The organism is Sphingosinicella sp. (assembly GCF_013911755.1).
GTDB lineage: Bacteria > Pseudomonadota > Alphaproteobacteria > Sphingomonadales > Sphingomonadaceae > Sphingosinicella.
On record NZ_JACESP010000015.1, the window covers coordinates 67,552 to 87,441 of the forward strand.

General features: G+C 65.8%; 21 protein-coding genes. 6 read left to right on the plus strand and 15 right to left on the minus strand.

From position 1 onward, the window contains the following. Positions 1-32 precede the first annotated feature (32 nt). Positions 33-632, minus strand: coding sequence for a hypothetical protein (locus H2052_RS11615; RefSeq protein ID WP_293781785.1), 600 nt, complete (start codon positions 630-632; stop codon positions 33-35). A 151-nt stretch (positions 633-783) separates the two neighbouring features. Here H2052_RS11615 and H2052_RS11620 point away from each other — a divergent pair, with 151 nt between their 5' ends. Both H2052_RS11620 and ligD read left to right on the plus strand, forming a co-directional pair. After that, positions 784-1,659, plus strand: a complete 876-nt coding sequence (locus tag H2052_RS11620; protein WP_293781787.1) for a Ku protein — start codon at positions 784-786, stop codon at positions 1,657-1,659. Positions 1,660-1,661: 2 nt separating this feature from the next. Beyond that, positions 1,662-4,169, plus strand: coding sequence for a DNA ligase D (gene ligD / locus H2052_RS11625; protein ID WP_293781789.1), 2,508 nt, complete (start codon positions 1,662-1,664; stop codon positions 4,167-4,169). Here ligD and H2052_RS11630 read toward each other — a convergent pair. Beyond that, positions 4,166-4,915, minus strand: a complete 750-nt coding sequence (locus tag H2052_RS11630; RefSeq protein WP_293781791.1) for a phosphocholine cytidylyltransferase family protein — start codon at positions 4,913-4,915, stop codon at positions 4,166-4,168. The two genes, ligD and H2052_RS11630, sit on opposite strands and share 4 nt — an antisense overlap. 9 nt (positions 4,916-4,924) lie before the next feature. Next, the gene (locus H2052_RS11635; RefSeq protein WP_293781793.1) at positions 4,925-5,752 is read right to left on the minus strand and encodes a nucleotidyltransferase family protein; all 828 of its coding nucleotides are present in this window, start codon (positions 5,750-5,752) and stop codon (positions 4,925-4,927) included. A gap of 143 nt (positions 5,753-5,895) precedes the next feature. Here H2052_RS11635 and H2052_RS11640 point away from each other — a divergent pair, with 143 nt between their 5' ends. Further along, positions 5,896-6,453: a hypothetical protein gene (locus H2052_RS11640; protein WP_293781795.1), complete on the plus strand. Its 558-nt coding sequence runs from the start codon at positions 5,896-5,898 to the stop codon at positions 6,451-6,453. Here the strand turns inward: H2052_RS11640 and H2052_RS11645 are convergent. The 11 genes from H2052_RS11645 to H2052_RS11695 all read right to left on the minus strand — a co-directional run bounded on the left by H2052_RS11645 (position 6,429) and on the right by H2052_RS11695 (position 15,472). Further along, a complete protein-coding gene (locus H2052_RS11645; protein WP_293781798.1) occupies positions 6,429-7,139 on the minus strand; it encodes an N-acetylmuramoyl-L-alanine amidase in 711 nt (236 codons plus the stop codon). The genes H2052_RS11640 and H2052_RS11645 overlap by 25 nt on opposite strands. Next, positions 7,115-8,017, minus strand: a complete 903-nt coding sequence (locus H2052_RS11650; protein WP_293781800.1) for a DMT family transporter — start codon at positions 8,015-8,017, stop codon at positions 7,115-7,117. The genes H2052_RS11645 and H2052_RS11650 overlap by 25 nt, the downstream gene beginning before the upstream one ends. Further along, positions 8,014-8,721: a DnaJ family molecular chaperone gene (locus tag H2052_RS11655; RefSeq protein WP_293781802.1), complete on the minus strand. Its 708-nt coding sequence runs from the start codon at positions 8,719-8,721 to the stop codon at positions 8,014-8,016. The genes H2052_RS11650 and H2052_RS11655 overlap by 4 nt, the downstream gene beginning before the upstream one ends. Before the next feature lie 42 nt (positions 8,722-8,763). Further along, positions 8,764-9,615, minus strand: a complete 852-nt coding sequence (locus tag H2052_RS11660; RefSeq protein ID WP_293781804.1) for a protein-glutamate O-methyltransferase CheR — start codon at positions 9,613-9,615, stop codon at positions 8,764-8,766. Beyond that, entirely contained in the window at positions 9,612-10,724 is a 1,113-nt protein-coding gene (gene cheB / locus H2052_RS11665) for a chemotaxis-specific protein-glutamate methyltransferase CheB (RefSeq protein ID WP_293781806.1), read from the minus strand. Before cheB ends, H2052_RS11660 begins: the two co-directional genes overlap by 4 nt. A 19-nt stretch (positions 10,725-10,743) precedes the next feature. Next, positions 10,744-11,109: a response regulator gene (locus H2052_RS11670; protein WP_293781808.1), complete on the minus strand. Its 366-nt coding sequence runs from the start codon at positions 11,107-11,109 to the stop codon at positions 10,744-10,746. A gap of 62 nt (positions 11,110-11,171) precedes the next feature. After that, positions 11,172-11,609 carry a chemotaxis protein CheW gene (locus H2052_RS11675; protein WP_293781810.1) on the minus strand — a complete coding sequence of 146 codons (438 nt, stop codon included), beginning with the start codon at positions 11,607-11,609 and terminating at the stop codon, positions 11,172-11,174. After that, the gene (locus H2052_RS11680) at positions 11,606-14,062 is read right to left on the minus strand and encodes a chemotaxis protein CheW (RefSeq protein WP_293781812.1); all 2,457 of its coding nucleotides are present in this window, start codon (positions 14,060-14,062) and stop codon (positions 11,606-11,608) included. The genes H2052_RS11675 and H2052_RS11680 overlap by 4 nt, the downstream gene beginning before the upstream one ends. 57 nt (positions 14,063-14,119) lie before the next feature. Continuing rightward, positions 14,120-14,755 (minus strand): histidine phosphotransferase family protein, encoded by a 636-nt coding sequence (locus H2052_RS11685; protein ID WP_293781814.1) that lies wholly within the window; start codon positions 14,753-14,755, stop codon positions 14,120-14,122. A gap of 65 nt (positions 14,756-14,820) precedes the next feature. Next, positions 14,821-15,057, minus strand: a complete 237-nt coding sequence (locus H2052_RS11690) for a cold-shock protein (RefSeq protein WP_293781816.1) — start codon at positions 15,055-15,057, stop codon at positions 14,821-14,823. A 10-nt stretch (positions 15,058-15,067) separates the two neighbouring features. Next, on the minus strand, positions 15,068-15,472 hold the full coding sequence (locus H2052_RS11695; RefSeq protein WP_293781818.1) for a M67 family metallopeptidase: 405 nt from the start codon (positions 15,470-15,472) through the stop codon (positions 15,068-15,070). A gap of 17 nt (positions 15,473-15,489) precedes the next feature. Between H2052_RS11695 and H2052_RS11700 the strand changes: the two genes are divergently transcribed. The 3 genes from H2052_RS11700 to mtgA all read left to right on the plus strand — a co-directional run bounded on the left by H2052_RS11700 (position 15,490) and on the right by mtgA (position 18,145). Beyond that, positions 15,490-16,440, plus strand: a complete 951-nt coding sequence (locus H2052_RS11700; RefSeq protein WP_293781820.1) for an RluA family pseudouridine synthase — start codon at positions 15,490-15,492, stop codon at positions 16,438-16,440. 59 nt (positions 16,441-16,499) lie between these two features. After that, positions 16,500-17,408 carry an RNA polymerase sigma factor RpoH gene (rpoH, locus tag H2052_RS11705; protein WP_293781822.1) on the plus strand — a complete coding sequence of 303 codons (909 nt, stop codon included), beginning with the start codon at positions 16,500-16,502 and terminating at the stop codon, positions 17,406-17,408. 68 nt (positions 17,409-17,476) lie between these two features. Next, entirely contained in the window at positions 17,477-18,145 is a 669-nt protein-coding gene (gene mtgA / locus H2052_RS11710) for a monofunctional biosynthetic peptidoglycan transglycosylase (RefSeq protein ID WP_293781824.1), read from the plus strand. 97 nt (positions 18,146-18,242) lie between these two features. Here the strand turns inward: mtgA and H2052_RS11715 are convergent, their stop codons facing one another. Beyond that, positions 18,243-19,853, minus strand: coding sequence for an NAD(P)/FAD-dependent oxidoreductase (locus H2052_RS11715; protein WP_293781826.1), 1,611 nt, complete (start codon positions 19,851-19,853; stop codon positions 18,243-18,245). Positions 19,854-19,890 lie beyond the last annotated feature (37 nt).

Below are 19,890 nucleotides of genomic sequence, written 5' to 3' on the forward strand. Positions count from 1 at the left end.
GCCGGGGTGATCCGGCGGCACGCGTGCGGCAGTCAGCTGCCGGTCTTCGTCTTGTCGCTGTCTCCCGACGCCGCCTTTTGGGCGGAAGACATCATGGGGTTGCCGGTGTCTGTCGCTGTCGTCGACTGCCGCGTGTTGCGCCATTCGTCGAAATCGGAATTGAAGCGGTCCTGTCGTTCGGCAAGATACTCCTGATAATCCTGATCGAACCGCGTCATCTGATTCTGGCGCCACCGGGCATATTCGCGGTCGTAGGCGGCTTGCCGTCCGCTATCACGTCCCTCGCCGCTCTCCTGACGATAACCCGCCCGGCCATAATCTTCGCCGCGATCCGCGCCCTGATAACTGGAGTGCGGGTCGTGGCCGCCCCAGCCGGCGCGCCCGCGTCCACGGTAGCCGCTGTCGCCGCGCTCATCGCCGCGATCATTGCTCCGGTGCTGGCGTGGCTGGTCTCTCCGGGTCCGATCATCACGTTCATAGGTGTCGGTCATCGAGGGTCCGAACGCGCCGGGGTATCGCCGTTCGTCTTCATGATCTTCGGAATCCCGTTGTTCAGAAAATCGAGCGGGCCCGCGGCCCTGCCGATCGGTGTAGGGTTCATAGTCGCTGCCATAGCGTTCGCGTGATGCCATTGCGTGATCCTTCCGGGGTCCTGAGTCGCACTCTCCTTCCAACGGCTCCGTCCGGTCTTGGTTTCCCCGAATGCGATGAAACGACAACCGCCGAGGAACCGCCTGCCTCGCCTGCAAGTTATGCAAACGGTTGAAACGCAGGAGGCACGGAATGGCCGCACGTCCCTATTGGCGCGGACAGATCCGCCTGGCGCTCGTTTCGATCCCCGTCGAGATCTACACAGCTGTAAAAAGCGGCGCGCAGATCAGCTTCCGCCAGATCCACGAGCCGTCGGGCAAGCCCATACGCTACGAAAAGGTCGTGCCCGGCATCGGCCCGGTGAAGGCGGAGGACATTCTCAAGGGCTATGAGATCGGCAAGGGCGAATACGTCCTGCTGGAGCAGGACGAAATCGACGCCGTGAAGCTGGAGAGCCGCAAGACGCTGGAGCTCACGCAGTTCGTCGACGTTACCGAGATCGACCTCCTCTATTACGAAAAGCCCTATTTCGTCGTTCCCGCAGACGATCTCGCAGAAGAGGCTTTTGTGGTCCTCCGCGAAGCGCTGCGCCGCACGCGCAAGGTCGGTCTCGGCCAGATCGCGATGCGCGGCCGCGAATATGCGGTATGCCTCCGCCCCTGCGGGCGCGGACTGATGCTGGAAACGCTGCGCTATGCCGACGAGGTGAACCGCGCCGCGTCCTATTTCCGCGACATCGACGACATCAAACCCGACAGCGAACTGCTCGAACTCGCCGAAACGCTGATCGACAAGAAAACGGCGCCGTTCGACGCCAAGGTCTTCGAGGATCGCTATATCGAGGCGTTGGAAGGCCTGATCGAGAAGAAGCGGCGCTCGCGGGGCCGCAAGATCATCGAGGATGCCGACGAAGAGCGGCCGCGTGGCGGCAATGTGATCGACCTGATGGCTGCACTCCGCAAGTCGGTCGATACGCCGGCGCGCAAGGCCAAGCCGCAGAGTCGCAAGACCGCCAGCAAGCCGAAAAAAAGCCCCGCGACCAAGTCTCCGGCGCGTAAGCGGGCTTGACGATGGCACGCCGCGGGGACCCGCTCAAAGATTACAACGCCCGGCGTGATTTCAAGAAGACGCCCGAACCCGCCGGTACGCCGGGGCGCGCGGCGGGCAACAGTTTCGTGGTGCAGAAGCACGCCGCAACCCGCCTGCACTACGACTTCCGTCTCGAGCTTGACGGCGTTCTCAAGAGCTGGGCGGTCACGCGCGGCCCCAGCCTCAACCCCGACGACAAGCGCCTGGCGGTGCGCACGGAAGACCACCCGCTCAGCTACGGCGGCTTCGAAGGCAACATCCCCAAAGGCGAATACGGCGGCGGCACGGTGATGCTGTGGGACGAAGGCACGTGGGAGCCCGTTCCGGGGAAGGATCCCCGCCAAACGCTCAAGGACGGACACCTGCATTTCACCCTCCATGGCAAGCGCATGAAAGGCGAATGGCTGCTCGTGCGCATGAACGCGCGTGCGGGGGAGAAGCGGGAGAACTGGCTGCTGCGGAAGATCGACGATGCCCACGCAGGCGGGTCGGACGAGCTTGTCGAAACGGTGCTGACAAGCGTCGAGACAGGACGGTCGATGGCGCAGATCGCGGCGGGTGCGCCTGCGGTCTCCCTGAAAGGCAAGCGCGGCAAGGCCTTCACCCGCGCCATGAACGAGGCGCGGAGCGCGACCGTGCGCGCGAAACCCAAGAGCGCAAAGCCCGGCCGCCTGCCCGCCTTTCGTCCGCCCCAGCTTGCGACTCTCGTTGATCACGTGCCCACGGGCACCGAGTGGATGCACGAGATCAAGTTCGACGGCTACCGCTGCCTGCTCGCCGCAAACGGCGATAAGGCGCGCATCTCCACGCGCGCGGGGCTTGATTGGTCGGATCGGTTCGCGCCGCTCGTTGAAGCTGCGGCGACGCTCGACCTGCCGCCGTGTCTGATCGACGGCGAGATCGTGGTGATGGACCGGGACGGCAATCCCAGCTTCAGCGCGTTGCAGAAGGCGCTCACGGAGGGCAGCGACGGCTTCGTTCTGTTCGGCTTCGACCTGCTCGAACTGGACGGCGAAGACCTGGCGCCCCTTCCCAATATCGCGCGCAAGCAGAGACTTTTGGGGCTGCTGCCCGCGGACGGCGCCATTCGTTACGCCGATCACGTCGTGGGCGCCGGTGAAAAGCTCTATGAAGCGATGTGCGGCGCCGCGCAGGAAGGGATCATCTGCAAGCGCGTCGATGCGCGCTACGCGGGGCGGCGCACGAAAAACTGGCTGAAGGTGAAATGCACGCGCCGTCAGGAATTCGTGATCGTCGGCTGGACCACGAGCAGCGCGAAGGCGCGGCCGTTCGCATCGCTGCTGCTGGCGCAGAACCGTGCAGGCCGGCTCGCCTATGCAGGCAAGGTCGGAACGGGTTTCGATACGGCTACGCTCGCCATGCTCGAAGGCAAGCTGCGTCCCCTCGCACGCAAGACGCCGCCGGTCGAGGTTCCGCGCGTAGAGGCGCGCGGCGCGAACTGGGTGACGCCGAAACTTGTCGCCGAAATTGCCTTTGCCGAATTCACGTCCGATGATCGTCTGCGCCATGCAAGTTTCATCGGGTTGCGGGAGGACAAGATGCCGGATGATGTCGTGCCCGAAATCCTGGCCTCGGCCCCGGTCAGCAAGGGCGATGGGAGTAGGGATGACGACATAAGGATCACAAATCCCGACCGCGTCATCTTTCCCGAAGCGAAGATCACCAAGGGCGAGCTGGCCGATTATTATCGGCAGGTCGGCGCCATCATGCTGCCGTGGCTGGCGCACCGCCCGGCAAGCCTCGTCCGCTGCCCGCAGGGTCGTGCGCGTCAGTGCTTCTTCCAGAAACACGACAGCGGCAGCTTCGGGCCGGCCGTGCACCACATCCCCATCGTCGAGAAGAGCGGCAAGCCGGACGATTATCTCTATGTCGAGGACACGCAGGGCATCCTCGCCTGCGTCCAGATGGGCACGATCGAGTTCCACGGCTGGGGCGCCCGCGTCGAGGATGTCGAGCGGCCTGACCGGATGGTTTTCGATCTCGACCCGGACGAGGCGATCGGCTTCGACGTCGTGAAAAACGCTGCGCAAGATCTGCGCAGGCATATATCCGAAATCGGTCTCGCGAGCTTCCCGATGCTTACCGGCGGCAAGGGCATCCATGTCGTCGTGCCGCTCACGCCCGGCGCGGACTGGAACGCAGTGAAGGATTTCGCCGAACGCTTCGCGCGCGCGCTCGCCGAACTGGAACCCGATCGGTTCACGGCCACGATGTCGAAGGCGAAACGCAAGGGACGCATCTTCATCGATTGGCTGCGCAACCAGCGCGGCTCCACCGCGATCATGCCCTACAGCGCGCGTGCAAGGCCCGGAGCCCCCGTGGCTGCGCCAATCTCATGGAAAGAGCTCGACGGCATCGAAAAGGCCGGCACCTTCACCGTGAAGGACGCGAAAAAACTCCTGAAACGTGCCGGCAGCCGCGATCTCGCCGGATGGGGCGTCGCCGCGCAGCATCTACCGGGTGTCTAGGACGCTCCGCGCCAGCCCGCGGTGAGTTTCTGCCCGACGGGAACATCCTCGGGGAAATCGACCTCTCCCCATTCGAGCCCCTCGATCGACGTGACGAGCACCGTCGATTCCGGGTCCGCCGCGATGTGGTGGATCGCGCGCAGATACCAGCTCCGCGTGCCTTCGGGAGAATGCATCATCCGTTCCACCTCGGCGCGGAAACGCGCCGCGCCTTCGGTATTGAACCGCAGGAAGCCGATGGATTCGGCGTTGCTTTCCTCCGCCGTCAGCCGCTTGCCGATGTCAAGCAGCCGCTCGCCCTCGCGGCGGACCTTCATGTCGTCGAGGTCGTATTCGTCCTTCACGTCAACCGTGATGCGGATCGGCGCGTCGGGCGCGGCGAGCACGCGGTCCACGATCTCACGCGAAACGAGCGTATCGCCGTTCAGGATCACGAAAGGCCGGTCCATCAGTTCGCGCGCCAGCCACACCGAGCCGAGATTGTCCGCGACCTGATAGAAGGGGTTGAACAGCGTCCGCACGGAAACACCCTGGTCACTACGGCGCGCGATGGCGGCGTCCACCATGTCCGCGTTGAAGCCGACCACGATGGTGATGTCGTCGATGCCGCCCGCGATCAGCATGTCGAGCTGCCAGTCGAGCAGCGTGCGTCCCGAAAATTCGATCAGGCATTTTGGCCGGTCGGCGGTCAGCGGCAGCAGGCGCGAGCCCTGCCCTGCACTCAGGATGATGGCGCGTTTGGTCATTTCGCGCGCCTAGCCCGGAAATGTGGCAGGATGTGGAATGCGTTCGGCAAGGATCGCGCTCGCGATGGCATGGTCTTCCACCTTGTCCACGTCGATGCAGGCTTCCGGCCGCGCAAGCAGCACCGGCGCCGCCGTCACCCCGAGCCGTGCCCCGGCGCGCGCCAGCGCCCCTTCCACGCGCATCGCGCGGAGCAGATAGCCCGCAAGGAGGCCGGGGCCGAACGCACGGGCGATCGCCCGCACCTTCTTGCGTTCGCTTTCCACGCGCTCCCAGAAGCGCACGGCGGAAAGCGCCGCCGGCCGCGCGAGAAAGAAAAGGTTCGCGCCGGAATAAGCGCCGCCCCGGAACGTCAGCCACGTCCGCCGCGCATCCGGATAGGCGCGTGCGAACACGTCTCGCGAAACGAGGCCCACCGCGACATCCGTACCGCGTGTCTCCGCCCCGGCGATGAAATCGCTCAGTGTTTCCGCGTCCAGCAGCACGTTGTCCGCCGTGGTGACGAGGAAGGGCCAGCCGTCAGGACTGGCTTCGAGCGCGCCCGCCACGGCCGCGCTTACCGAATTCCCGCCTGCGAGCACACCGATCCGCGCGTCCGTCGCCATCCACGCCGTGCCGGGATGCGCGAGCAGCCGTTCGGGTGCCTGCGCCAACACAATGGTGCGCGCAACATCGGGATGATCCGCCAGCACGCGTGCCACACGAGAGAGCATCGGTTCGTCGGCAACCGGGATCAGCGCCTTGTCCTCGACGCCAAAATGCGCGGCGAGCGGGTCGATACCCGGCCGCCGGCCCGCGACGAGAAGTGCCGTAACCTGCCGTCTCTGCCCCGTTTCCAACGCGTCCGTCCTTGTCGCAAAATCGCAACACAGCATACCCGACGCGGCCTATGGCCAAATGCGTTCGAAGTCCATGCTTGGCGGACGGCCCGCTTTGGTAGACAAGATCGGGCCACGGGGGCGTGCGTTCGAGGAAATCGTCGATGCGTCGTTTTATCGTGCCCCTGCTGCTTCTCGCGACCTTCCCGTCACCCGCCGCCGCGCAGGCCGCGCCCGGAGAGAAAGACAAGCCGACGCTGAACCGCGCGCTCGATGCCGCCGCGCAGCCGGTCGAGGACGTCAATCTGAAGAAGGACGAGATTCCGCAGGATCTGCTCGACATCCTCGATGATCCCTATTCGCTAAAGGGCATCCGCAAATGTTCGGAGGTGCGCGCGGCGGTGGAAAGGCTTGATGCGGTTCTCGGCGCCGATCTCGATGTCGAGATCGCCGAGGACCGGGGCAAGAAGCGCGCGGATACCGTTCTGCGCCTCTCCGGCAACTTCCTCTCCAACCTGATCCTGCCCTTCCGCGGCATCGTGCGCGAGATATCCGGCAGCGCGGAGAACCAGCGGCGCTACCGGGCCGCCGTCATCACCGGCGTCGCGCGGCGCAGTTTCCTCAAGGGCTATGGCGCCTCAAAGGGCTGCAAGCCACCCGCCGCGCCGCTGCCGGTAAGCGCAACGCAGATCGAAGCTCAGGCGAGCCGCAAATCCTCCTGAGGCGTCTTCAGCAGCAGCCCGAGCAGGATCGCGCGCGTCTCACCGTCGACCACGCCGTCAATGTTTGAAGGCCGGAACCGGCGTTGGAACGCGACAACCGCAGCCGGACCGTCGCTCACGTCATAGCCGTAGCGCTCGAGCGCCAGGACCATGCCCGCGTCGGTCCAGTGGGGGTCGGCGATCGCATCGGGTACCGCAGCCGCGAGTCCGAGGCGGGCGAGGCGCGGCCAGTCGAAAAGTTCGCCGGGATCGGCCTTGCGCGCAGGCGCGATGTCGCTGTGGCCGACGACGTTGCCGGGCCGGATGCCATGCCGCTTCACGATCTCGGCGAGAAGCGGGATCAACGCGTCCATCTGCGCCTCCGGGAATGGCCGGTAGCCGAGCTCGTGACCGGGATTGACGATCTCGATGCCGATACTCGCCGAGTTCACGTCGGTGATCCCGCGCCAGAACGATTTGCCCGCGTGCCAGGCACGCCGGTCCTCGTCGACGAGACGGAGCACGTTGCCGTCCTCCGCGATCATGTAGTGCGACGAAACCTTCGCCTCCGCATCGGTCAGGCGCTGCAGCGCCGCCGTCGCGGACTGCATTCCCGTGTAGTGCAGCACCACCATCGAAACCGGCAGCGTCCGCGCGTCATGGTTGGGTGAAGGGCAGTCGATCATCGCTTCACCTCGCGCGTCCATTCCTTCACCAGCCCCTCATCGGCCTTCTGCGTCGCGCTCCGCCACGTCACGACCGCGACGCCGACGAAGGTGATGAGCGCCCCGACCACGAACTCGAAACTGATCGGCGTGTCATACACCATGATCGCGATGATCACCGAGATCAGCGGTGTCGGCAAGGTGAGCGGCGCCACCGTCGTCACCGGATAGCGCTGCAGCAGCCAACTCATCCCGACATGACCCACGATCGACGAGCCGACCGCCGCATAGATCAGCCAGCCCCACACGTGCGTGTCCGCTTCCGCGGCGCGGGCGATCCCGCCGGGCTCGAACCACAGCGCGGCGGCGAGCAGCAGCGGCACGCTCACGAACGCCAGCCATGCGTGGATGGTGAGCGGGTTCACGCCCTGCAGGCGGCGGAACAACATCGAGCCGACCGCCCACATGAACGACGCGAGGATGGTCAGGCTCACGCCGAGCCGTTCGTCCCATATCGCCGGGTCGAAGCCCATGATGACGATACCGACGAACGAGGCCGCAGTGCCGACGATACGGATCCAGCGGATCGTCTCGCCGAGGAAGATCACCGCGAGGATCAGGCTGAACGGCACGCCGAGCTGCCCCGCGATGGAAAGCGCCGCGACGTTTTCGGTGAGCGCGAAGCTGAGGCCGCCGAGCCCCATGAAGATCGCGCCCGACACGATCCCCGCGATCACGATGTCGCGCATCCGGCCCTCCACGAGGCGAAGCCACGGCAACGTCACCAGCAGGACGATCACATAGCGCAGGAACACGCCCGTCATCGGGCCCAGCGCGTCGATGATCTCCTTCACCGCGACGACGTTCATCGCCCAGAGGAGGTCGATGAACAGGATGAAGGCGAGGTGCGCGGGCTTCATGACGACATGATCGTTCGGTACGCCGCGTTGATCTCCGCCATGCGCAGGTCGGCGACGCGGATGAATTCGGCGGGCGTCCCTTCCGCGTAGTGGCGGTCGGGGTGGTGCCGTTTCACAAGCGCAAGGTAGGCGCGGCGCACGGTTTCCCGGTCCGCGCCCGGCGCAACGCCGAGCACGACATAGGGGTCATCCGGGTCCGGCGCCACATAGCGCGTCTTGATCCGCGCGAAGTCGGCATCGGCGATGGCGAACTCACGGCGCACGCGGTCGACGTATTCAAGCTCCTCGCGCGTCACCCCGTCGGCGACCGCGATCATCAGCAGCGCCTCGATCAGATCCTCCAGCACGGGCGACCCCGTACCGATGATGCTCCGCACCTGCCGCGCATAGCTTTCGAAGCCGTCGGTCGATCGCTTGGCAAGATTGTAGAAGCGCTCGGCATTCGCGCGCTCCGCCGCTTCCACCTGGAACAACCGCTCGAACACCGCGAACTCGTCGGCGGAGGCATAGCCGTCCGCGCGGGCCATCTTGGCGGAGAGCGCGATCGCCGCGATCGTGAAGGCGACCTGCGCGCGCTCGCCGCGCCCGAGCCGCGCTGCGCCCACATCGATCGCGTGCCCGGCCGCAAGACCCGCAAGCGCGCCCAGCGGGCCACCGATGGCGAGACCGACAGCGGTGCCCAGAATCTTGCCCCAGATCGACATGCGCCGCTGTCTAGACGCTGTTGGGGCCGGATGGAACCGCGATCAGACCGCGCGTGCGAAAGCCGGCGGTTGAACGCCCGAAGGCTCATAGAGCCCCCGGTTCTGCCAATCCGGCACGAATGCGTCGCTCACGCCGAGCACGGTTTCGGCCGCGCCGAGCACAAGTCGCCCGTCGGGGCTCAGCTGGCGGTGGATGCGCGCGAGAACATCCTGCTTGCAGGCGTGCGCGAGGTACATGAGCACGTTGCGGCAAAGGATGATGTCGAACGGCGCACCCAGCGTCCAGGGGCCGAGCAGATTGAGCGGCTGGAAGCGCACCCTGGCGCGAATCTCCGGGCTCAGCGCCCAGTGTTCGCCGGCTTTCTCGAAGTGCGCCATCAGGCGGTGGATGCTGAGGCCGCGCTGCACCTCGAACTGCGAATAGAGTCCGCTTCGCGCCCGCGCGATCGCGCGGCGGGAGATATCGGTGCCGACGATGTCAATCGTCCAGCCTTCCCAGCTTTCGCGGTCCTCGGCGAACAGCATCGCCAACGAATAGGCTTCCTGCCCTGTTGATGCCGCCGCGCTCCAGATGCGGATGCGGCGCGAAGCCGCCCGCGCGGCGCGCAGCTGCGGCAGAATGCGGTCCTTCAGCATATCGAACGGCTGGATATCGCGGAAGAAGAACGTCTCGTTGTTCAGCATCGCCTCAACGAGATCGGTCGCCAGCGCGTCCCCTATGCCGCCCCGGGCAAGGCTTTGCAGGAACGCGGAAACGGTCACGAAGCCGTGCGCGCGCGCCAGCGGGCCCAGCCGCGATTCGACGAGATAGGTCTTCGTTCGCGCCAGCTCGATGCCCGCACGGGCGCGCAGCAGCGAGGAGAGACAGTCGAAGCCGGGGTCAGGCGCCGTCATCGCCCCGCGTCCAGCAGACAACCGATCGCCGAGGCGAGCCCGCTGACAGGAAGCATTTCGGCGGCAAGGCCCGCCTTCACCACCGCGCCCGGCATTCCCCAGACGACCGAACTCGCCTGATCCTGCGCGAGCATCGTGCCGCCCGCCGCAACCACTGCGCGCGCACCGTCGAGTCCGTCAGACCCCATGCCGGTCAGCATCACGCCGAGCGTCGCGGCGCCCCACACATTTGCCGCCGTGCGCAGCATCGGATTGACCGAGGGGCGGCAGAAATTCTCAGGGAGAGCGTCCGTCAGGCGCAGCCGCACGACGCCGCCCGCGCGCACCACCTCCATGTGCCGCCCGCCCGGCGCTACGTAGACGACGCCCGGCTGCACGGGCATCCGGTCCACCGCCTCGAACGCCTGCACGCTGCCGCGCCGCGCCATGTGCTCGGCAAGGATCGCGGTGAACGTCGGCGGCATGTGCTGCGTCACAATGATGGGCACGCGCAGGGGCTTGGGGAGTTGCTCGATCAGCTCGAACAGCGCATTGGGCCCGCCCGTCGAGGCACCGATGGCGATGACCCGCGGAACAGCGCGCGAAGGCTCCGCCCGCGTGTAGGGCGCCGGTGCGCTGACGGGCACGCGGCGCGGCCTCGCCCGTGGGCGTTCGATCTCGCCGAGCGCGCGCACCTTGCGCACGAACTCATCACGGAATTCGGGTCCGGCGGCGGTCGCCCATCCGCTGCGCGGCTTCGCGATGGCGTCGGTCGCGCCGAGGTTCAGCGCCTCGAACGTCACGCGCGCGCCGCGCGTCGTCAGCGTGGAGGCCATCAGGATGCGGGCACCGGGCGCGGCTTCCACAAGCCTTGGAAGCGCGGCGATCCCGTCCATGCCGGGCATTTCGACATCGAGCACGATCACGTCGACCGGATGTGCCTTGGCCGCAGCGATGGCGTCGGCACCGTTCGCGGCGGTCGCGACCACCCGGATGCCGGGATCGTCGTGGAGCCACTGCGCCATCAGCGCGCGGCTGACACCGGAATCATCGACGAGAAGCACACGGATAGAAGGCGAGGCCGCATCCGGGGCCGATGTCGGTGTGATGGGAGCGGACGCTCTGGTCATGGCTCGGAGCCCCGAGCGCCTAGAGTGCGCCGACCTGTATGAGCTTGGCTTCGATCACGTCCCGGTCGAAGGGCTTCATGATATACTCGTCTGCCCCCGCGTCGATCGCGGCGCGGATGTGCGCCATATCGTTTTCGGTGGTGCAGAAGACGACGACGGGCCGCTTCCCCTCCTCTTCGGAACGCAGCACTGAGAGGAACTCCATCCCGCTCATCACCGGCATGTTCCAGTCGAGCAGGATCACGTCAGGTATCGCCTGCCGACACTGATCCAGCGCATCACGCCCGTCGACGGCCTCTTCCGCCGCAAAGCTCAGGTCTTCAAGGATGCGCCGCGCAACCTTGCGGATGACCTTGGAGTCGTCGACGATGAGACACGATTTCATCACAGGCTCTCGCACGGAGGGTTACGCCAATTGTTTCATGACGTGAAAATCTTGCATTCGCGTTAAGCGGCGACCGCAAGGTCGGCATCCATGATCGCCCGCACGCTGGCGAGGACCATCAGCACATCCAGTTTCACGATACCGTCCGAAACCTGTTGCCAGCGGCGATCGAGCGTCGGTGGATTGGGCTCGATCTGTTCGGGATCGACATCGATCACATCGCCGACATCGTCCACGATGAAGCCATAAGGCTCGCCCTTATGCTCGACCACGACGCACATCGATCCGGCGCGGTCCTGCCGCGGCGAAAGGCCGAAGCGCGCGCGAAGGTCGATCGCGGTGACGATGCGGCCGCGCAGGTTCATCACGCCGGCGATCCAGCGCGGCGCCAGCGGCACAGGGCTCACCGCGCCCAGCCGGATCACGTCCTGCACCTGCGTGACATCGATCCCGAGCAGCTGCCCGCCGAGTACGACCGTAACAAGCTTCGCCGGAATCATGCGGCTTCTCCCTTGAACTGGCGGGCGACCGCATCGAGCAGCCGCGACCGGTCGAACTTGGCGACATATTGGTCGAACCCCGCGGCCTCGCCCTGACGGACATGTTCCTCACCCGCGAGCGAAGAGAGCGCGACGAGCGGCGTTTCGCGCCAGCGGTCGTCGCCGCGCACGGCGCGCGCGAAATCGACGCCCGAAAGGCCGGGCATCTCGATATCGGAAAGGATGAGGTCAAAACATTCGCCGGACTCGCGGAGCGCCAGTGCCTCGTCCGCGCTCGCCGCCGTCATCGCGCGGTAGCCGGCCGAAGCGAGCAGCGGCTTCAGCATGTTGCGGAAGAAGGCGCTGTCGTCGACGATCAGCACGCGGCGGCCACCCTTGTCCTCGGCGGGGGCGGCTGTGCTGCCCGCCCGCGAAAGATAGTGCGCAACGTCGAGGATTTCCGTCGCCCGGCCCGCGATAACGGCCGTCCCGAGCCGCGCCGGAAGATCGCTCGTCATGCAGATGTCGACGTGCGTATCGACGATGTCGAGCACCTCGTCGACCATCAGAGCCACAAGGCTCGTGCCGTCGTCGAAGATCAGCGCGGGCTGGCGCCCCTCCACGCGCGGGGTCAGGGTGCCGTCGACCGCGAGCAGCGGTACCAGCGCATCGCGATATTGCACGACCGGGCGGCCTTCACTCCATTCGATGGCAGCGGCATCGAACTCCTCGAGCCGCGCAACGAGCGACAGCGGCACGGCCTTGGGATGCGGGCTGCCCGCGCGGAACAGCAGCATCGCGTCGGTTTCCTGGGCAGCATCGCGCACCGGCGCTTCAAGTGCATCGCTGACATCGCTTTCTCCAGCGATTCCAAGGCTTGCTGCGATTCCGTTCGCATCAAGGATCATGATCACGGCGCCGTCGCCCAGAATGGCGTTCCCCGAATAGACACTCAGCGTCTTCAGGATCGGCGCCACCGGCTTCACCACAACCTCCTCGGTGTCGAAGATGTTGTCGACGATCAGCCCGAAGCTGATGTTCCCGGCACGCGCGATCAGCACATAGTCGCCCCCGCCGCGACCGTCGCCGATGCCGAGCAGCGTGCCGAGGTGGATCAGCGGCAGCAGCCGTCCGCGCAGGCGCATCACCGCCGCGTTGTTCACATATTCGACGATATGCTCGCTGTTGGCGCCCACACGGACCAGCTCGACAACCGCCATCTGCGGCACCGCGAAGCGCTGGCCGCCCGATGCCACGATCAACGCGGGCAGGATCGCGAGGGTGAGCGGAATGCGGATCGTGAACTGCGTGCCTTTGCCCGCTGTCGATTCGATGTCGATCGCCCCGCCGATTTTCTCGATGTTCGCGCGCACCACGTCCATGCCGACGCCGCGCCCGGATACGGAGGTCACCTCGTCGGCGGTCGAAAGCCCGGGGTGGAACACCAGTCGCTGCGCCTGCTGCGCGGAAAGCTGCGCCGCGTCGGTTTCCGTCAACAGGCGGAGCGCGACGGCCTTCGCCTTCAGCCGGGCGACATCGATGCCGCGTCCGTCGTCGGCGAGCGTGATGACGATGTGCCCGCCTTCCTGCGCCGCTTTCAGCACGATACGGCCGCGCGCGTCCTTGCCCGAGGCCTTGCGCTGCTCGGCCGCTTCGATGCCGTGGTCGGCCGCATTCCGCACCATGTGCGCGAGCGGGTCCTTGATGAGTTCCAGCAGTTGCCGGTCGAGTTCGGTTTCACCGCCCTGCATGTCGAGTTCGATGGGCTTGCCGAGTTCGACCGAAAGGCTCCGCACCAGCCGCGGCAGCACGTTCCAGGCGTTGCTGATCGGCTGCATACGCGTGCGCATCACGCTTTCCTGCAGCTCACCGACCTGCGCCGACAGCCGCTGCAGCGGCACCGCGAGGCGGTCGTCCTTCAGCGTCCGCAGGTGCTGCAGCAGTTCGTTGCGCGTCAGCACCAGCTCGGAAACCGTGGTCATCAGCTGTTCGAGCAGCGCGACCGACACGCGGATCGACTGGACGCCCCGGCCGGCAGCGGCGTCCTGCTCCAGGGAGGGAACGGCCTCCGGCGCGAACTCCGCTTTGGGCGCTTCCGGCGCTGCGATGGCGGCATTGAGCCGCGCGATCTGCGCCTCGTCGTCGCCTGCCGGTTCCTTGCCCGATGCCTCCAGCGCCGCGAGGATCACCTTGATGCCGTCGATTGCCGACAGCGTCTCGCTGACCACGGCGGGGGTCACTTGGGCCTGGCCGTCGCGCACCTTGCCGAGCACGGTTTCGGCGGCGTGCGCCAGCCGTTCGAGGCGAGGCAGATTGAGGAAGCCGCACGTGCCCTTGATGGTGTGGACCAGCCGGAAGATGTTGTTGAGCACGTCGCGGTTGCCCGGATCGCGCTCGAACAGCACGATCTCATTGTCCACGGTTTGCAGATTTTCGGCCGTTTCGGTCAGAAAATCGCCAAGCAACTCGTCCATGTTCCATCCCGGTCTGTGCGCGCTGCGCCACCTTGACCGGAAGTGGTTAATGCCGCGCTAAACGGAGAGGCGCGTTCCGAACACGAGAACGCCTTCGTCGGGCTCGGAAATCTGCAGGCTGCTGCCGGTTTCCTCGAGCAGTAGATGGACAAGATAGGCCGCCGCCGCGCGCGGCGTGAGCTGCGTGACGGGGGTTTCGCCGCCAAGCGCCGCGCGAAGCTCGGGGTCGAGCAGCATCCGCGGGCCTTCGGCGCGCACCGCAAGCTCCACGCCTTCGCCCGTCTGTTCGGCCGCGACGCGCAGTTCGCCGCCGCGCAGCAGCGCATCACCGCCGATCATCGCGAGGTTGAGCAGCAGCTTCACCGCGTCCTTGGGCAGCGCCGGGTTCCCGATCATCCACTGCACCGCCACGCGGCGTTCCGCGCCGAACAGGCCTTCGAGCGCCGCCTGCGCCTCACGCGTGTCGACCTGATCGCCGAAGCCGCCCGCCGCACCGAAGGCGAGCCGGAAGAACTTCAGCTTGTTCGCGGTCTGCCGCGCGCTGTCGGAAAGCAGCTCCATGCAGCGGGCGCGCATTTCCGGATCGTGCTCGTCGACGAGAAGTTCGACGCCGTTGTAAAGCGCGCCGACGGGCCCGACGAGATCATGGCAAAGCCGGGAGCACAACAGGCTCGCGAAATCGGCCGAATTCATCCTTTTGCCGCTCCCTCTGGCGTCTTTCTTTCCGCCTAACCCCTCGCAAGCCGGCACGCAAGCGTTCACGGTGCGGCGGATTCATCCGAAGACGCCTCGATAATCCGCACGCCCATCGCCGATGTGCGGCCATCGGCAAGTTGCGTCAGCTCGAATTCGACGCATTGGCCGTCCTCAAGCGCGGAGATGTTCGATTGATGCAGAGCCGAAACATGTACGAATACATCGCGCGTGCCGACATCGGGCCTGATGAAACCGAAGCCTTTCTTCCGATTGAACCATTTGACTTCACCGCGTGCCAACGCCTGTCCCTCAGATTTCTTGCACGACCACCGCTTCGAACCGTCCATATATGGGGCCGTTTGCGACGACACGGTAGGCCTTTTCGCCGTCCTGCCCAAGGATGAGCCAGACCCAACCCGCATCGAGAGCCCGCTCCGCGTCGAGCCGCGAAGGAAACGCCGGCGCCTCCGGGTGCGAATGGTAGCAGCCGAGCAAAGGCACCCCCCCGCTCCGCGCATCACGGTGCGTCGCAAACAGTGCGGCAGGGTCGATCTCGAAGTGCCGCAGCCGTTCGTCCGCGACATTCCGGGCCGCGAGGCTGCTTTCGACATAGGCGTCACGCCCCAGCAACAGCCCGCAGGCTTCCTCCGGTGCCCGCGCGGCACAATCGGCGCGAATTTCCGCAAGCGTCTGCCTTGCAATTCGAAGCATCATGCCAACATCGCTATCCAATGAGCGGGGGCAAGTCGAACATAAGCGTCATCCTTCCGGCCGAGGCCGCGGGGCAGCGGCTCGACCGTGCGCTCGCCGATGCCGTGCCGAGCCTGTCGCGTGAGCGTCTGAAGGCGCTCATGCTGGAAGGCGCGGTCACGGTCGCGGGCAAGCGCCCCACCCCTTCCCTGCGTGTCGTCGGCGGCGAAGAGGTAAGCGTCTCGATTCCCGAAGCCGCGCCCGCCACCGCGCAGGCCCAGCAGATTCCCCTTGCCATCGTCTATGAGGATGCCGAGCTCATCATCGTCGACAAGCCCGCGGGCCTCGTCGTCCATCCGGCTGCGGGCAACCCGGACGGCACGCTCGTGAACGCCCTCCTGCACCACTGCGCGGGGCAGCTTTCCGGCATCGGCGGGGTCGCCCGCCCCGGCATCGTCCACCGCATCGACAAAGACACCTCCGGGCTGCTCGTGATCGCCAAGACCGACCTTGCCCACGAAGGCCTCGCCAAACAGTTCGCCACGCACAGCATCGGTCGTCGCTACATCGCCGTCGTCGCCGGTCGACCCTCGCCCCCCGCCGGTCGAATCGAAGGTGCGATCGGCCGCCATCCGGTGCACCGGAAAAAAATGGACATCGTTTCCCCCGGCAAGGGCAAGCACGCGGTCACGCACTACCGCACGCTCCAGCCGCTGAAGGACGCCGCGCTCGTCGAATGCCGGCTCGAAACAGGGCGCACGCACCAGGTGCGCGTTCATATGGCGTCAAGCGGGCATCCGCTACTCGGGGATCCACTCTATGGCCGCACGCGCGCAAGTCACCGCGATGTCCTCAAATCGCTCGGTTTCGCAAGGCAGGCGCTCCATGCCCGCTCGCTGCAACTTGTGCATCCGCGCACCCAAGAAAATCTCGCTTTCGAAAGCACCGTCCCGTCTGATATTCAGGAACTCATAGAGGCGCTTGCCGTTTGACTCCTGCGCGCCCCACCCAAATACTCGCAGAAATCCTGCCTTCACCGAAAGTCGCAGCCATGGCCGAAGCCAAAGTCCCCGCCACCATTCCCGCCCTCGGCGGCGAAGCCTCGCTCAATCGCTATCTGTCGGAAATCCGCAAATTTCCGATCCTCGCGCCCGAGGAGGAATTCATGCTGGCGAAGCGCTGGCGCGAGCATCAGGATACCGAAGCCGCTCACCGGCTGGTGACGAGCCACCTCCGCCTCGTCTCCAAGATCGCCATGGGCTATCGCGGCTACGGCCTGCCGGTCAGTGAGCTGATCGCGGAGGGCAACATCGGCCTGATGCAGGGCGTGAAGAAGTTCGAGCCCGACAAGGGCTTCCGCCTCGCCACCTACGCGATGTGGTGGATCAGGGCCTCCATCCAGGAGTTCATCCTGCGCTCGTGGAGCCTCGTGAAGATCGGCACCACGGCAGCGCAGAAGAAGCTCTTCTTCAACCTCCGCCGCATGAAGAGCCAGATCGGCGCGCTGGAGGAAGGCGACCTGAAGCCCGAAGTCGTCGAGAAGATCGCACACGACCTCAACGTCACGACCGACGAGGTCATCTCGATGAACCGCCGCATGGCGATGGGCGGCGACGCCAGCCTGAACGCGCCGCTGCGCGCCGATACCGACGGCGACGGCCAGTGGCAGGACTGGTTGACCGATGAAGGCCCGATCCAGGACGAGATCGTCGCCGAGCGCGAGGAGAGCAGCCTCCGCGCTGCGCTGCTCGCCGAAGCGATGGCGGTGCTCAATGAGCGCGAGCGACACATCCTCACGGAGCGTCGCCTCGCCGAGGAGCCGAAGACACTCGAAGAGCTGAGTCAGGAATACGACATCAGTCGCGAACGCGTCCGCCAGATCGAGGTGCGTGCGTTCGAGAAGCTGCAGAAGGCGATCCGCAAGCTCGCGAGCGAACGCCACCTGCTCGAAGACGCTTGAAGCGAGACATGACACCGGGCTAGACGGGCCCGGTGGAGGGCAAAGCACGACGGAGAAAACCATCCTGGGTGGTCCGGTTCATTATCCGGCCGCTGCTTTACGTGCTTGCCTTCACGCTGGTCTGGGTTCTCCTCTACCGCTTCATTCCCGTGCCGTTCACCGTGCCGATGGCGAAGGATTTCTTCGCGGGCAAGGACGTGAAGCGCGACTGGACATCGTTTTCAAATATCGATCCTGATCTGCCGCGCGCCGTGATCGCGGGCGAGGACGGCAAATTCTGCTCGCACTTCGGTTTCGATGCCGAGGCAATCACCAACGCGGTCGAGGCGAATATGAAGGGCCGCAAGCTCCGCGGTGGCTCCACCGTCAGCCAGCAGGTCGCCAAGAACGCCTTCCTCTGGCCTGGCCGCTCCTGGCTCCGCAAGGGGCTTGAGGCCTACTTCACCGTCCTCATCGAGTTGATGTGGGACAAGAAGCGGATCATGGAAGTCTATCTGAACGTTGCCGAATTTGGTATCGGCGTTTATGGCGCCGAAGCGGCGGCGCAGCACTACTTCGACAAGAGCGCAAAATCGCTGACACGGCGCGAGGCGGCGCGGCTTGTCGCCGTGCTCCCCTCACCCATCAAGCGCGACGCGCGCAACCCGCGCGGCTACACCGCCCGCTACGCCAAGCGCATCGAGCGGTGGACGCGGGTGGTCGACAACGAAGGGTTCGACGCCTGTCTCGGCATCTGACGGGTTGTGCGTCCCTCGACTTCGCTCGGGATGATGCCCGCTCTTACCAAGTACAAAGTTCTGTCATCCCGAGCGAAGTCGAGGGACGCACCCACGTCTACGCCCGCCGCAGCAGCCTGCCGAGGACGGTGTTGTCCGCCAGAATCTCGCGCGCGGCATTGTGCCCCGGCGCGCCGGTCACACCGCCGCCCGGATGCGTACCCGCGCCGCACATGTAGAGGCCTTTCAGAGGCCCCCGATAAGCGCCGTGCCCCAGCATCGGCCGCGCCGACCACAATTGGTCGAGCGACATGTTGCCGTGCATGATGTCGCCGCCGACGAGCCCGAATTTGCGCTCCAGATCGAGCGGCGAGTGGATCTGCCGCGCGATCACCGAAGCTTTGAAGCCCGGCGCATAGGCCTCCACCGTATCGACGATCACGTCCGCCGCCGTCTCGCGCTCGTCATCCCAGCTTCGCCCGTCCGGAAGCTCGGGCGCGAACTGCTGGCAGAACAGGCTCGCGACGTGCTGACCCGCCGGCGCGAGGCTGTCGTCGACGATCGACGGGATCAGCATCTCGACGATCGGCCTCTTCGACATGCCGAACTGCTTGGCGTCGAGGAAGGCGCGGTCCATGTAATCGAGCGTCGGCGCGATGATGATGCCGCTCTGCAGATGCTCGCCCGGCTCGGGGAGGCTCGAAAAGCGTGGCAGTTCGGAAAGCGCCACGTTCATGCGGAACGTGCCTGACCCAGCCTTGAAGGTGCGGATGCGGCGCAGGAAGTCGGCCGGCAGGTCGCTGGCGTCGATCATGCGGTCGTAAAGCAGCTTCGGCCCGACGTTGGCGATAACGCGGTCGGCCGCAATCTCCTCGCCGCCGATGAGGCGCACGCCCGTCGCCGTGCCGCCGTCCACCAGTACCTTCTCGACCGGCGTCTCGAGACTGATCTCCACGCCGAGGTCGCGGCACACCTTCGCCATGATCTCGGTGATCTTGCCCATGCCGCCGATGCTGTGGCCCCATGCACCCTTCTTGCCGTTTACCTCGCCGAACACATGGTGGAGCAGCACGTAGGCCGAACCGGGCGTATCGGGGGAGGCATAGTTGCCGACGACCGCGTCGAAGCCGAATGCCGCCTTCACCGCTTCGCTTTCGAACCATGAATCGAGAAAACTGCGCGCCGACTTCACGAACAGGTCGAGCACGTCGCGCTGCTTCTCCAAGGGCAGGCCCGCAAGCCGCCGCCCCTGCCGCGCGGCATCGATCAGCGTCTTGACGCCGTCACCGACGTTGGGCGGTGCCTTCAGCGACAGGTCGCGCAGCACGTCCGCCACGGTTTCGAGCGCGTCGTAATATTGGGGCAGCACGTCCGCGTCACGGTTGGAAAACTTGCGGAACTCGGTCTGCGTCTTCTCCAGCCCGCCACCCAGCAGCAGGTAGCGGCCGTCGTCCTGCGGCAGGAAGTTCGAATAGGGCCGCTCGATCACGCGGTAGCCGTGGTCGGCAAGCCGCATGTCGGCAATCACCTTGGGGTTCAAGAGGCTGACCGTGTAGCTCGCCACCGAGTTGCGGAAACCGGGATGGAACTCCTCGGTCACAGCCGCGCCGCCGATCACGCCGCGGCGTTCGAGCACGCGCACCTTGAGGCCCGCACGCGCGAGGTAGAAGGCGCAAACAAGGCCGTTGTGGCCGCCGCCGATGATGACGGCGTCATAGCGTTTGGTCATTGCAGCAACCCCTCTGGTCTTTTGGCTTTTTTGGTAT